This is a genomic window from Bdellovibrio bacteriovorus HD100 (assembly GCF_000196175.1).
In the GTDB taxonomy this organism is placed as follows: Bacteria; Bdellovibrionota; Bdellovibrionia; order Bdellovibrionales; family Bdellovibrionaceae; genus Bdellovibrio; species Bdellovibrio bacteriovorus.
Genome location: NC_005363.1, coordinates 449651 through 462662 on the forward strand (window position 1 = coordinate 449651; position 13012 = coordinate 462662).

Genomic DNA, 13012 nt, shown 5'->3' on the forward strand with positions numbered 1-13012 from the left:
AAAGGGCTCTGTAAAGAGCCCTTTTTTTATCGGCGCACCCATTTGCAGGTGTTAGAGATCAGTTTCAGCTTTTTGTTCCGGCATTCAAAGGCGATATTGCCGTCATACTTCCACTCGGAAGAGTCCGCATAGCGGTCACTGTAATACTCATAGTTCGGATTCACCGCAGGTGTGTGAATGCGCGGGATCGTGGAACGGCAGCTGATCCAGGTCTTGTCCAAATAATTCAAATTCGAAGGCACGTTGAAATAAGTCAGCTGACTGTAGCTTGGATACGGGAACAGCATGTTGTAAATGTCATAGCTTTGATGCAGCAGAAATTTTCCGCGCGGACCATCAAAGAATTCGGTGAAATAGTTATAGCCCTGATCATAGGTGGCGTTGGTGTAAGTGAAATACTTGCCCGCGGTGCAACCCACGGTTGGTTCCAGAATCGTCACGCGCGCCATGGTGCTTTGCAGACTCTGGCCTTTGCCGTCCTTGATAACGACGTAGTAAGTCCCTTCGTTTTTCCAGCTGTCAGCACTTCCTGAATAGAATGCATAGTTGCCGAAGCCTCCAGAGATGGCCTTGCTGTTGGCATACCATTGATAGGTGTAGGGCTGAGTGCCGCCAGTCACGGCCACATCCAGTTGGAAGTCGCCGTTTTCCTGAACACTGACGCTGGCCGGTTGAGTGGTGATACGGAAAGTGCCGTCGGAAGAACCGCCACCACCAGAAGAGCTGCCTCCACCCGTGCTGATGCCACCGGAAGAGCCACCACCGCCGCCAATAGTGACAGCCCCGCCGCCACCAGAGGACGAGCCGGAGCCGGAACCTGAAGAGTTGGAACCTCCGCCCATATTCACGCCGCCCGTGCCACCAGGACGGGAGCCCCAGATGTCAGTGCGGCCGCCCGCGCTGCTGCCACTGCCTTTGGATGCTTCAGTGGTGGAGCCCTCTTCCGCGCATTCGCCGCTGCAGAATGAATTTTGGGGAGCACAGTTTTGAAAGCTGACAATAGTAAGGGAAGCGATGATCAACGCCGAAAGGACGCGAAAATTCCGAATTTTCCGAAGAATACGGCCATTCATAGTTACTTTCCCCCAAGTACCTGGACTTTAATACGGAAGAAATGTGGAAAAACTAAAGCAAAATGGCTGTTTTTTGATCGCCTTATCTCAAAATGACACAGCTAAAGTCCTGCGCTGGTATTCCGATGATAAAAGGTATGTTTAAAGCACAACCTTCAGACACTCAGTTCATTATAGTCACTTTCGTGTTGGTTCTCCTTTTGGGAATTCCGACGTTTATGAATTTGACTGAAGACTCGGCTGTCGTGGCTGAAGAAGAAGTGTTTGAGGCGGCCCAAACTCCGGCCCTTGCTGGCGGACGTGAGCCTGCCAGTATTCCCAGTGCCAAAGTGGCGGCGGTCAGCCGTCTGACGCAGTTTGATCTAAGCTGTGCGAAAAAGGCTCTGAATCCTTTGAGTGTGGACGGTGGATATGTCCAATTTGAGGGCAAAAACTGTCTGCGTGGCTTCAAAGAAGGCGACGTCGAGATCATTAATAAGAGCAACGGCTACACGGCTTCTATTTTCCTGCGTGGCACTGACAAATATCAAACGGATCTGATCCAGCTTAAAAAGGGCGATAATGAAATCACGATTCGCTATCGTGAACGCTCCGGAAAGGCTGTTGAGGAAGTCCTTCTGGTTCACTCCAGTCAAATTTAGTCTTTTAATATCAACATCTTAATGCATCCAGCTAGAGTAAGATCAATTAAATTGATCTTCAGTTACTCTGCCTTTAAGTTAGCCCCCGTCCCTGCGTTGAAGCGCGGACAATAAGTGGATTTATACTGATGCTAATTGAAGGATTGACCCAACCTGTGGATCTAAAAAAACGTTCGGACATTCATTATGCTCGAAAGATCTGGCATATGTCTGGAGTCTTCGCGATGTTCCTGGCTTATGTGTACATGCCACCGGCTGTTTCCATGACCGTGTTGATCGTTGCGTGGAGTCTGTTTGTTCCTTTTGATTTTCTTCGTTTGAAATACCCTGCTTTGAATGACTGGGCGATGCACGCATTTAAGCCCATCATGCGTCAAAGCGAAGTGAAAAAACTGGCGGGAACGACCTTCCTGCTTAGCGGTGTTTTGATTGTTAATATCCTGTTCCCTCGTCCGATCGTGGCGTTGACGCTGTTGTTCCTGGCTTTTGCCGATCCAATCGCGAGCTACTTCGGGATTCTTTACGGTAAAGACAAGATCTTTGGTCACAAATCGATTCAAGGTTTTATGGCGGCGTTCTTTGTTTGCGCCGCTGTCACGTTCATTTATCTGATCTATCATAATTATCTGATGGATCGTCTGATTGTGGTCAGCTTGTTCGCCGGTTTGGTGGGCGCTTTTGCAGAATTGATTCCTATTGCCAAGCTTGACGACAATCTGACTTTGCCTCTGATGAGCGCTGTCGGATTGACTATCCTGTTTTATTTCTTTGGATTTTTCGCAGCCGTAAGCTAATGTCGTTGAGGTTGGAGACGGGTCTTTTCCGCCACTCCAACCGCATACATTTTCTAGCTTAGGTGGACGAAAAATGGCTACTGATACTCATCTTGATAAAATCGAATCTGACGATGCCAAAGCTCAGCGCTTGGCGATGTACATTTATATCCTTCCAAATTTGATGACCACGGGGAATCTGTTCTGCGGTTTCTTTGCTGTCATCCAATCCATCAAAGGTAATTATCTTTTTGCTGCATACGCGATCGTGGTTGCTGCTGTCTTTGACCAGTTGGATGGCCGTCTGGCGCGTTTGACCCGCTCAACGAGTAAGTTCGGTGCTGAATACGATTCTTTGTGTGACTTGGTCAGCTTCGGTATGGCTCCGGCTACGATGCTGTTCCTGTGGGCCTTGCAGCCATTCGGTCGTCTGGGCTGGGTTGCGACCTTCCTGTTCGTAGCGTGTGGTGCGCTTCGTTTGGCGCGTTTCAACGTTCAGGCGAACGTGGTTGAAAAGAACTACTTCCAGGGTCTGCCGATTCCAATGGCGGCAGGTATCGTGGCTTCTTCTGTTCTGGCCTTCCAGGATCTGGAATTGGAACCGCTGGGCAACTACGGTTTGCTGGTGATGACTATTTTGCTGGCGTTGGTGATGGTTTCCAACTTCCGCTTCCGCAGCTTTAAAGATCTGGATCTGAAAGAGCGTCTGCCGTTCCGTTACCTGATTCTGGGTGTCGGTGTTCTGGTTGTCGTGGCACTTCGTCCGGAAGTGATGCTGTTTGTTCTCTTCATGGCTTACGCAGTTTTGGGCGCTGTTTTCGGTGTCTTCAAACTTGGAAAAAACATCCGTAAGATCAAGCCAAGCGTGTACGCTCCTGCATCTGTGCATGAAAGCGATCTGGTCCTCGAAGACGAGGAAGAAGAGGCGAAGAAAGATGAAAAGAAAACTTAAAGTCGGTGTGGTGGGCGCGACCGGAATGGTCGGCCAAACCTTCATGAACATCCTGTCAGAGCGCAGTTTCCCAATTGAAGAACTGCGCCCCTTTGCTTCTGAAAACTCTCTGGGTAAGAAAATTGAACTGCAAGGTCAGCAATGGCCTTGTCAGGTATTGAAGGACGGCTGCTTTGACGGGCTGGATCTGGTTTTCTTCTCGTCCGGAGACGACATCTCGGCTGAATGGGCCCCAAAGGCCGTGGCGGCAGGGGCTTTTGCCGTAGACAACTCGGCAGCCTTCCGTATGGATCCCAACACCGTGTTGATCGTTCCTGAAGTGAACGGGGACCTGGTGAACAAGGATTCCAAACCTCAGATCATCGCCAATCCAAATTGTTCCACCATTCAGTTGGTGGTGGCGTTGAAACCTCTGCTTGAAAAATTCGGCCTGGAAGAAGTGCGTGTCAGCACCTACCAGGCGGTGAGTGGAGCCGGTCAGGGCGGTCATGACGAATTGATCGAACAGACCACGAATCATCCAAAACCAACAGACCCAAAAACTTTCCCGCACACCATTTTGTTCAACTGCATTCCTCAGATTGGTTCTTTCAACGATGAAGGTTACTGCAGCGAAGAAGTGAAGATCATGAAAGAGACCCGCAAGATTTTGGGTCAAAAAGATCTTAAGGTGTCCGCATTCACCGTGCGTATCCCGGCTTTGAACGCTCACAGCGAATCGGTATGGGTGACTTTAAACAAGTCCGTCAGTCGTGACGAAGTCATGGCGGCTTTGTCCGGGCAAGAAGGCATCGTAGTTCAGGATGAACCCAAGAAAAGCGTTTATCCTTTGGCCCGCGATGTTTCTGGCAAGGACCCGGTCTATGTGGGCCGTGTTCACCGTGACCCGGAAAATCCAAAGATGTGGCTGATGTGGGTTGTTTCAGACAACATCCGCAAAGGGGCTGCCCTGAACGGCATCCAGATCGCGGAAAAGATCTTCTTTAACTAAGTGTGGAAAGGGCTGTCTCAGGACGGCCCTTTTTATTTCGACCTTGGTCGGGGCGGGGGGCATTTTTTGACTTCCGGACCTTAGCATGGTTCGATGAAAGGATGAGACTTCCATGGACGGGATTTCAGCATCATCTTAGAACTTATGCACTTTCCACCTTAGTGGGGGGAATGCTGCTTTCTGCTCCGGCTCTGGCCACGATCACACTTGTTTCTGTGGACGGAGCTTCTCGCATTGATCTGGCGACGACGGAAACCAAGACCACGCTGTATGCGGGTTTTGCCGGGACTTGCACCGCAGATGCAAACTCTGCCGCCACCTGTGACAGCTGCAGTGGTGAAACGGTTTCCAGTTCAAAGCTTTGGCCGTGCAATAAGAAAAACGCCTATAACAATCTTCGTATCACCATCCGTGTTCAATCCAGCAACACGTCGGCGGTTTTGGCCGATGCCATCATTAAAGTGGGCGAAGACACGCTGACCCCTTCGATCAATCCGACATTGGCTGATGGTATTTTGAATGTGCAGGTCACTTGGGGTGAGCTGTGCCAGAAGCTGGGGCAAAGCAGTGGTTGTACCGCGGATTTCAGCGGTGAGCTGTCTGTGGGTTTTAAAACCACCACCGATTCCACGACCACCAACGATTTGATGACATTCAAGGTGATGGGGCGTGTGGCAAAAACCGACGGTTCCGACTGGGTCTATACCAACTGTCCGACCGATGACATCACAATTCCTGCGGGCTCGGGCTATTGTTATTTCAGTGCCTATCGCGGGGATGAAAAGATCTATGCCGATCAGCTGGCGCGAGCGGATGATTACCCTGCCAGCACGGCACCGGGCATTGAATACGCTGGTCCCGTGTTTTTCTATGAAAAGCAACTGGATGGCGAGGACGACAACACCACCATTGCGCGCATTTCAAATGCCTCCAGTTATATCCAGTTGGTGGATCCTGAAAGAGACAACCGCATTGACGGTCTGGAAAATGACGTCCGTTATTGCATGGTCATGGCCAATCAGGACAAGACCGGAATTGTCTCTTATTACTCACCACTGCCAGGGACCTCGGGTGGTGTCGATGCCATCAGTCTGTGTGCAACCCCTTCCAAGGTTGTCGGCCTTTTGGATGACAAGAGCTGCTTTATCGCCACCGCAGCCTTTGGCAGTGACATGGCCCCGGAGGTTCAAAGCTTCCGTGATTTCCGCAACAAATACCTTTTGAGTAATAGTGTTGGTACCAGGATTGTGAAGCTTTATTACAAGCACAGTCCGTTCTATGCAAACTTGATCGCTAAAAATGAATTCGCGAAATCCGCAGTCCGCACGATTTTGTGGCCGCTGCTGTTTTTCGCCCGCATGAGCGTCACTTTTGGTCTGTGGGTGACACTGCTGTTGGCCGTTCTGACAGGCGTGTCCACTTATGAGATGTACCGTCGCTTTGTCGTCGGTCGCAAAACACGGGGTGAAGCGTGAATGCCTGGCACAAATATTTTGTAGTTCTGCTGGCTGTTGTGTCTTTCCAGGCCGCCAAGGCGCAGGAACAAGGCCCGCCACAAGAACCGCCGTTCATTCAGGAAGAAACCGAATTTGAAGGCGAAGACCTGCAGATTGAGGATGAAATCCAAAGTGCCGCTCCGACCAAAGAGTCCGGCACAGTGAACTTGAACGAACAAACTCCAAGTGAATCCAATATCGAAGAAGACCTTATGCTGGAGGAAGAAGCCCCGGCCGTGGTTGAGGAAGCCGCTCCGGTGGTGATTCCCGAAGAGCCCCCACAGCAGGTGGCGCCGGTGCGCAAGACCCCGCAGGTCGAAGTGGTTCGTCGTTCCAAAAGCGGTGGGGTGGAATACATCCAGCATCCGCAGGCGGCCAAGGGGCTGATGACCATTACCAAAGATGGCGCCTACATTTATCGTGTAAAGTCGCCGTCCGCCTCGAAAGAGTCCGGCAGCTTCCGGGTCGGGATGATGGATCCTCCAAAGATTGATTCTGCCGACGGCGTGACCAACTACGATTCCATGTATGGGGGTTCCTCCCAGGCGATGTTCATGTTTGATTATGAGTGGAAGCCCTTCAATGGCTATGGCAGTCTGGGCATTCAAGCAGGTCTTGGCTTGCTGTATGCTACCGGGCAGGGGCGATTCATCACTCCGGATCCGCAATTCCCGGATCAGGAAGCCAAGGAAGAATATTCCTTCCTGGCGATTCCGATCAACGTCGGGGGCGTGTATCGTCTGGAGTGGAGTGACCGGCAATGGATTGCGCCGTATGTTTCCGCCGGTGGCACCTATATCGGTGTTGCAGAAATTCGTGACGATGGGAAGTCCCCGTCACTGGTGGGAACACCGGGCGTGTATGGGGCCGGTGGATTGCTGTTCAATATCGCTGCGATGAGCGACGATACAGCTTTCACGCTGAGTTCAGAATACGGCATCAATAACCTGTGGCTGTCTTTGGAATACCGTCAACTGCAGACGTTCAGCGAAGACGTCGACTTCTCGGGTGGTATTGTTGGTGCCGGAGTGACGGTCGACTACTAGGCTGGTGAAAAGGGCCCACCTCCGCGTGGGCTTCGCCTCAAAATGCCAGAGGCATTTTGTGCATCTGGAACCTTTTGATCAGCCTTGGCTCTCGGTTTGTGAAATAAAAAAGGTGCCTCCTTCGGAGAGCACCTTTTTTTTGTCTTCAATTTTGAAGAATCAGAACTATTTGTCAGAGCAAGCTGCAAAGTAAAGAGTTCTGTTGTGGCGATGAGTGACTGTCTGGCGGCAAGTTTGGCCGTACTCAGAGCAGTTGAATTTTACATAAGTTTGGCCTTGGCTGTCCTGGCCCATGACGTTGTTGGAATCGCACCAGCTGATGAAGTCGATGTAAAGTTCGTCTTGTGGACGGGAATAGTTAACTTCAGAAGCGAAAGCGGAACCGGATACAAGCATCAATACTGCGAAAACTGTTTTCATGGATGAACTCCTTATTTTTTAGATTTAAAAAAGTGGGACAGGAAATACGCCTTTCGCCGGTGGCGGTCAATTCCCCGTGAATCTTGTGAAAAAATGGTAATTACCAAGTTTGGGCATTTCGTCCGGGAAGCTGGCGGAACATTCAAGCCTCAGTCTTTCTTTGATTTCCAACAAGTAATTAGGGGATTTCAAAACTCTTTTGTATTTACTCTCTATAAATCTAGGAGCTGTTTTGACCCGTCTGTATTGGATTCTGCCAATCCTGCTGGTTTGCGTGTGTGCGCAGGCCAAAAGCTATCGTGTTCTTGCCGAGGACAACTGGCCGCCTTTTTCCTATGTGGAAAACGGACGCCTGCAGGGAGTCTCCGTGGATCTGGTGCGAGCGGCTCTTGAGATTGAGTCCTCGGAGGTGGAGCTTTTGCAGGTGCCTTATCTGCGCTGCCTGGCTTTGACGGCCATCGGGAAAGAGCCGGGCTGTTTTAACTCTGCAAAAAATCAGGAGCTGATTGAAAAGTACGTCTTCCCTGAAGAGCACCTTTTCCGCAGCCGGGGGCTGATCGTTACCAACCGCCATGTAAAAAAGACCAAACCCATAAGGTCACTCCGCGAGTTGGAAGGCGAAACTGTGGCTCATCCCAGTGGCTTTCCCTTTGGGAAGGACTTTGACGATAACAAAAAGATTCTGAAACAATTCACGGCCAATGACATGACCTCGTTAAAGCTGGTGGTGACCGGGCGGATAAACTACGCTGCCATCGACGAAATGGTTCTGTACTATTATCTGGAAAGAAACCCCCAGTTCCGCGGCAAAGTGGCCACGGTTCTGGAGCTGACCAATGAGCCCATCTATGTTCACCTTTCCCGCTCGCATCCGCAAAGCCGCGAGCTCAAAGAAAAGCTGGATCGGGGTTTGAGAAAGCTGAAAGCCTCGAATGACTACGCCCGCATCATGCAGCGCTGGCTGGGAAAAGACATCCCTTTGGACAACTTCCGATAAGCGCTGAAGGTGCCTCTTTTTGGGTTTCCTGTCACAGGGCTGACTGGGGTTCCGCGTCCTTTTGTGCCTTATAAGCAATTTAGCAGAGATAATAGCTTTTTTAGGGCCTTTCTCTTGTTTGCCGGCTGGTATGCTCGTTGCTCCTTTTTGGGAAACAGGAGTTCCCATGGCCATTCGTATCCTTTTCAAAAGCCTGCTTTTGCTCGCAGCCGTTTCTTTGACCGGGGCCCAGGCCTATGCCGAAGACGATGCCAATCTCCTGCTTTTTGAATCCGCCCCCAGCCAAGCCGAAGCCGCAAAAGCCCCGCGCACCGACATGCCTGACGAAGCGGTGATAAAACTGGATTTGTCTGAAGTGGTGGAAGGCGAGAAAGACTTTAATCGCAAGGCCTTTGTTGAAAGAGCCCGTGCTGCGATGACGGCTGATATTCCCAACGACAAGCTTTTTGAGTTTGAAGGTCCGCGCACGGAGGCCGAACTGGAAAAAGTGCTGGAGCTTTCTGATGCCGAGATCGCCAAGTTCCTGGCCAAAAAATCAGCCTTCCTTGGAAAGTTCGCCCGTGTGCTTTCTTTCTTCCGCGTGAAACCAGGCAAGATCAACAAGGCTTTGAACGAACTGAACAACCGCTTTTATGAAAGTTCCCATGTCGTTTCCCGCAGCAATGTGAAGGGCGGGACGATGATGGTTTCCATTGGGGCGGGCCTGGCGCTGCCGCAGAAGGTGATGGAAGCTCTTCGTGGCAGAAGCATTGGTCGTTTCATCCCTGAATCCGGTGGTTTCTTTTACATGCTGGGACTGGGGGCGGGGGTTTCACGCCAGGTGGGATCCGACGGCAAATCAAAAATGGTCTTTGAGATTTTCATGGATGTCGAACGCCTGAAGAAAACCCTGACCGGTGTGGCAGAGGTTTCTGCGGCCGGCACGTATGGGCTTGTGTTTGAAAAACGTGATGGCACTTTCGCCAGTCAGAAAAACACCACCATGTACGGTGGCGCGACAGGTGTCTTCCGCCAGGGGCCGAATCAGTTTGGCTGGGCGGCTTCCACGGGGATGTCGATGCCTCCGGGGATTGGTATTTTCCTCGTGTATCAGGATCATGCGACCCGATACTATCTTTTCCGTCTGGAGGGTTTAAGGGCGTCGATTCCGGCTCTGCGAGGATTCAAAGACAATATCATCTCGGCCTTGAGAAACTATGCGCACTTCGGCGGCAAGGTCGTCACCTGCCAGGGAGCTTTGTTCTAGGCTGTTAAAAGTTCCCTCCATCTTGCGGCCCTTCGGGGAAACTGGTAGGTTGCCGCGCATGACTACTAAAGTGCGCTTTACCGTTGCTTATGACGGAACAGGATTCTGCGGCTGGCAGAAACAAAAACCCGAGGACCAGATTTCGGTCGCTCAGGTGATCGAAGAGGCCCTGTCCAAGGTCTTCAATGAAAAAATCACCCTGTTTGCTTCCGGGCGCACAGACGCCGGGGTTCATGCCCTGAACCAGGTCTGCCACTTTTCTACGCATCGCAAGATTGATCCGAACAAGAAATGGGACCTGTGCTGGGCTTTGAATTCCCACCTGCCCCCAAGTATTGTGGCCAAAAAAGCCTGGATTGCTCCGGATGATTTCCATGCGACCTTGTCGGCGACTCATAAGACCTATCGGTATCTTATAGTGAACAAGCCCCGTCCCAGCGCCCATTTAAACCGCTATGCGGACTGGGTGCGTCTGCCCATCGATATCGAACATTTGCAGGAAAGTTCAAAATATCTCTTGGGAAATCAAGACTTTAAGAGCTTTCAATCGGTCGGAACCCCGGTTCCTGATACGGTTCGTGAGATCTATAAAGCAGACTGGGAGTGGCGCAAACCGGGTGTGATGCAGTTCACGATCACCGGCAGCGGCTTTTTAAAGCAGATGGTTCGAAATATTGTGGGGACCTCATTGTTTTTGGAGCGCAAGGGCCTGGATCCATCTAAAATGCAGGAGATCATTGCGGCTCAGGACCGCATGAAAGCCGGACCGCCGGCCCCCGCACAGGGCCTGTATTTGATGAAGGTTTATTATCCTCAGGACCTTGACAATAGGTGCCTAGAACTTTAAAACATCCCTTCCCGCAAAATAGTGTAAGAGCCCGTTGTTAAACTCAAACATATTTTTGCCGAGCAGACGGACGGTAAAACCGGCTGTTCAAAATGAAACTGGAGACTCTAAATGAAGACTTTCAATGCAAAAGCAGAAGAAGTTGAAAGAAAATGGTGGATCGTCGATGCTGCTGGCCAAAAAGTTGGTCGTGTAGCAACTCATGTAGCGACTATCCTTCGTGGTAAAAACAAAGCTATCTACACTCCTAACGTTGATACTGGCGACTTCGTTGTTGTTATCAATACGGACAAGATGGAACTTTCTGGAACTAAGTGGCAGGACAAGAAGTACTACTCTCACACTCGCTTCTTCGGTTCTTTGAAAGAGATGACAGCAGCTCAAGCGAAAGAGAAAGATTCTACTTTCATCATTCACGAAGCTGTTCGCGGTATGCTTCCAACAAACAAGCTATCCCGTCACGTTATCATGAAAATGAAGGCTTACACTGGTGCTGAGCATCCTCATGCTGCTCAAAAACCGGCTCTTTTCACCCTTCCATCTAAGAAATAATCGGAGATAGAAAATGGCAGCAGCTGATAAATTCTATTATGCAACTGGAAGAAGAAAAACAAGCGCAGCGCGTGTTTTCTTGAAGCCTGGTAAAGGCACTATCACAATCAACGGTAAAAAATCTGAAGATTATTTGACTCGTATGCAATCCCGCATGGTGATCGTACAGCCTCTTGATCTTTTGAACCAAATCGGTAAGTTCGACGCTAAAATCACTGTTGCAGGTGGTGGTGAGTCTGGACAAGCTGGTGCGATCCGTTTGGGTATCACTCGTGCATTGATCGCTTTCAATCCTGAATTCAAAGGGATCTTGAAGAAAGCTGGCTTCGTTACACGTGATCCTCGTATGGTTGAGCGTAAAAAATACGGTAAAGCGGGTGCGCGCCGTAGATTCCAATACTCCAAGCGTTAATTTGCTCGGACGCATTCTTTCGAGAATTGCGAATGGAAGAAAAAAGGGAGCTTTCGAGCTCCCTTTTTTTTATCCAAAATCTGATACCGGGTTCATCCAGCATTCGTTCTAAACATCAATTTTTGTTTATATTCCCTTTCTAATTGTAATTTTACTCCCATTGCAACGCTGTCATGTGGATGCTAGTCCTCTAGGCGGGGGAGGGGCTGCATGAAAAGTGCTGTCTTTGGCGTGTTGTTTTTCATGGGGGTTTTGGCGCAGGCTGAACAAGGGCCCGCCTACGTTGTTACTCCCAAAAGTGTTGAAGAGCGCTTGGCTGAATTGGAAGCCAATCAACATCTGCGCTATTTGAGTTTTTCTGGATTTTTGATCAACACCTACGATCATATTTCGGTCTCTGAAAGTTATCCCGACAGCTTGGACCATTCTGATTTGCAGTATCTGCGCCTGCGGTTTTCATTGAATGCAGATGCCGAGATCAGTCCCCAGGTTCGTGTGTATACTCGCCTGACCACAACCAAGTTCGTGAATAACTGGCGCACCCAAGGTGGATCACCCTCTTATATTCAGGACATTGAAGGTATTTACTCCAATTCCGGTTCCTGGATTTTTCTGGAAAAAGCTTACGTCGATTTGTCCTGTCCCGAATCGGTATGGACATTGTCGGTGGGACGCTTGCCGACTGTGAACGGCAGTCCTGAGCACATGTGGGATCTGCTGCCAAGGCAGGGCACGTATCCACTTTTGACTTTTGATGCTCCTTTGGGTGGGGCGGCGCTGACCTACCGGGCGGACAGGCTGCTGCCGCAGGATCATGAGTTGGCGGTGCGGTTGTTGTATACGCCGTTTGTGGACGTCTTCTGGGGGGGGAATCTTAAGTACCTCAAACCGCCACAGGATGACACCAACGGAAGCACTCCTGTCGGAAATGAAACGGACACCTTGATCAATATGGGTTCTGTGCAGCTGGACTATTCGATTCAGAACCCCCAGGGGGCGGAGCAGGCCGGGTTTATTCTTCAGTACTATAAAAGTGGACGTCTGCCATTTTCATCAGGTGCCGGCACTTCGGATTTGAATGTTCAGGTGGATGGTGTCACCGGTTTGCTGGATGTGATTGGGATTGCCCAGACCGGATGGGATGTTTCAATAAGTCATTCTTATACGAATGCGATCAGTGACGGTTTGTTGGCGCCGGGATTGGGATTTGGAACGGATCAGGAGCATGGCAGTAACTATGGCAGTCTGACTTTGTTGTCCACTCGCTATCGCTGGAGCAGCTGGGCGGCGGGTGCGGAATGGCTGTCCTCGTCTGATGCGCCCTTTTATTTTTCGGCAGCACCCGAGAACCTGACGCGTTTTTATTCAACTCCGGGTCACAGCGGGCATTTGTACCTCACTAAAAAGTGGTTAAGTCTGGTTACGATCAGAGCAGGCTATCGCCAGCAAAACTACAGCTCTTTGCCATTGGGATTCGGTCCGGTGCAGAGCACGGATCGTATTCTGAAAACCTATTACCTCAGCCTAAGAACGGATTTCTGATGAGTGGGGTTGGGTTTTTCTTTT

Annotated in this window: 14 protein-coding genes; 12 read left to right on the plus strand and 2 right to left on the minus strand. The window is 50.4% G+C overall.

The window, feature by feature from the left end; all coding sequences use genetic code 11:
• Nucleotides 1–26 precede the first annotated feature (26 nt).
• Entirely contained in the window at nt 27–1022 is a 996-nt protein-coding gene (locus BD_RS02205; protein WP_041583685.1) for a SprB repeat-containing protein, read from the minus strand.
• 188 nt (nt 1023–1210) lie between these two features.
• Here BD_RS02205 and BD_RS02210 point away from each other — a divergent pair, with 188 nt between their 5' ends.
• From BD_RS02210 to BD_RS02235, 6 genes are all read left to right on the plus strand, one after another.
• A complete protein-coding gene (locus BD_RS02210; protein ID WP_011163064.1) occupies nt 1211–1714 on the plus strand; it encodes a hypothetical protein in 504 nt (167 codons plus the stop codon).
• Nucleotides 1715–1920: 206 nt separating this feature from the next.
• Entirely contained in the window at nt 1921–2508 is a 588-nt protein-coding gene (locus BD_RS02215; RefSeq protein WP_226987909.1) for a diacylglycerol/polyprenol kinase family protein, read from the plus strand.
• Nucleotides 2509–2581: 73 nt separating this feature from the next.
• A complete protein-coding gene (pssA, locus tag BD_RS02220) occupies nt 2582–3439 on the plus strand; it encodes a CDP-diacylglycerol--serine O-phosphatidyltransferase (protein ID WP_011163066.1) in 858 nt (285 codons plus the stop codon).
• Nucleotides 3423–4430, plus strand: a complete 1008-nt coding sequence (locus tag BD_RS02225; RefSeq protein ID WP_038450821.1) for an aspartate-semialdehyde dehydrogenase — start codon at nt 3423–3425, stop codon at nt 4428–4430. Before pssA ends, BD_RS02225 begins: the two co-directional genes overlap by 17 nt.
• Nucleotides 4431–4531: 101 nt before the next feature.
• Nucleotides 4532–5905 (plus strand): CFI-box-CTERM domain-containing protein, encoded by a 1374-nt coding sequence (locus tag BD_RS02230; RefSeq protein WP_231839257.1) that lies wholly within the window; start codon nt 4532–4534, stop codon nt 5903–5905.
• Nucleotides 5902–6972 (plus strand): porin family protein, encoded by a 1071-nt coding sequence (locus BD_RS02235; RefSeq protein WP_011163069.1) that lies wholly within the window; start codon nt 5902–5904, stop codon nt 6970–6972. The genes BD_RS02230 and BD_RS02235 overlap by 4 nt, the downstream gene beginning before the upstream one ends.
• Nucleotides 6973–7137: 165 nt before the next feature.
• Here the strand turns inward: BD_RS02235 and BD_RS02240 are convergent, their stop codons facing one another.
• On the minus strand, nt 7138–7392 hold the full coding sequence (locus BD_RS02240; RefSeq protein WP_011163070.1) for a hypothetical protein: 255 nt from the start codon (nt 7390–7392) through the stop codon (nt 7138–7140).
• A gap of 232 nt (nt 7393–7624) precedes the next feature.
• Between BD_RS02240 and BD_RS02245 the strand changes: the two genes are divergently transcribed.
• From BD_RS02245 to BD_RS02270, 6 genes are all read left to right on the plus strand, one after another.
• The gene (locus BD_RS02245; protein ID WP_011163071.1) at nt 7625–8389 is read left to right on the plus strand and encodes a substrate-binding periplasmic protein; all 765 of its coding nucleotides are present in this window, start codon (nt 7625–7627) and stop codon (nt 8387–8389) included.
• Nucleotides 8390–8555: 166 nt separating this feature from the next.
• Entirely contained in the window at nt 8556–9635 is a 1080-nt protein-coding gene (locus BD_RS02250) for a hypothetical protein (RefSeq protein ID WP_011163072.1), read from the plus strand.
• Between the two features lie 58 nt (nt 9636–9693).
• Nucleotides 9694–10482, plus strand: a complete 789-nt coding sequence (gene truA, locus BD_RS02255) for a tRNA pseudouridine(38-40) synthase TruA (protein ID WP_011163073.1) — start codon at nt 9694–9696, stop codon at nt 10480–10482.
• A 111-nt stretch (nt 10483–10593) separates the two neighbouring features.
• Nucleotides 10594–11034 (plus strand): 50S ribosomal protein L13, encoded by a 441-nt coding sequence (gene rplM, locus BD_RS02260; protein WP_011163074.1) that lies wholly within the window; start codon nt 10594–10596, stop codon nt 11032–11034.
• A 13-nt stretch (nt 11035–11047) separates the two neighbouring features.
• A complete protein-coding gene (gene rpsI / locus BD_RS02265) occupies nt 11048–11446 on the plus strand; it encodes a 30S ribosomal protein S9 (RefSeq protein ID WP_011163075.1) in 399 nt (132 codons plus the stop codon).
• Nucleotides 11447–11656: 210 nt separating this feature from the next.
• Nucleotides 11657–12988 (plus strand): DUF3373 family protein, encoded by a 1332-nt coding sequence (locus BD_RS02270; RefSeq protein ID WP_011163076.1) that lies wholly within the window; start codon nt 11657–11659, stop codon nt 12986–12988.
• Nucleotides 12989–13012: the final 24 nt, after the last annotated feature.

What these genes read in the sequence shown, in the direction of transcription:
- BD_RS02250 (WP_011163072.1), top strand. Translation starts at nt 8,556, where the DNA reads ATGGCCATTCGTATCCTTTTCAAAAGCCTGCTTTTGCTCGCAGCCGTT.
- pssA (WP_011163066.1), top strand. Translation starts at nt 2,582, where the DNA reads ATGGCTACTGATACTCATCTTGATAAAATCGAATCTGACGATGCCAAA.
- BD_RS02215 (WP_226987909.1), top strand. Translation starts at nt 1,921, where the DNA reads ATGTCTGGAGTCTTCGCGATGTTCCTGGCTTATGTGTACATGCCACCG.
- BD_RS02240 (WP_011163070.1), bottom strand. Translation starts at nt 7,392, where the DNA reads ATGAAAACAGTTTTCGCAGTATTGATGCTTGTATCCGGTTCCGCTTTC.
- truA (WP_011163073.1), top strand. Translation starts at nt 9,694, where the DNA reads ATGACTACTAAAGTGCGCTTTACCGTTGCTTATGACGGAACAGGATTC.
- rplM (WP_011163074.1), top strand. Translation starts at nt 10,594, where the DNA reads ATGAAGACTTTCAATGCAAAAGCAGAAGAAGTTGAAAGAAAATGGTGG.
- BD_RS02270 (WP_011163076.1), top strand. Translation starts at nt 11,657, where the DNA reads ATGAAAAGTGCTGTCTTTGGCGTGTTGTTTTTCATGGGGGTTTTGGCG.
- BD_RS02230 (WP_231839257.1), top strand. Translation starts at nt 4,532, where the DNA reads ATGAGACTTCCATGGACGGGATTTCAGCATCATCTTAGAACTTATGCA.
- BD_RS02210 (WP_011163064.1), top strand. Translation starts at nt 1,211, where the DNA reads ATGTTTAAAGCACAACCTTCAGACACTCAGTTCATTATAGTCACTTTC.
- rpsI (WP_011163075.1), top strand. Translation starts at nt 11,048, where the DNA reads ATGGCAGCAGCTGATAAATTCTATTATGCAACTGGAAGAAGAAAAACA.
- BD_RS02225 (WP_038450821.1), top strand. Translation starts at nt 3,423, where the DNA reads ATGAAAAGAAAACTTAAAGTCGGTGTGGTGGGCGCGACCGGAATGGTC.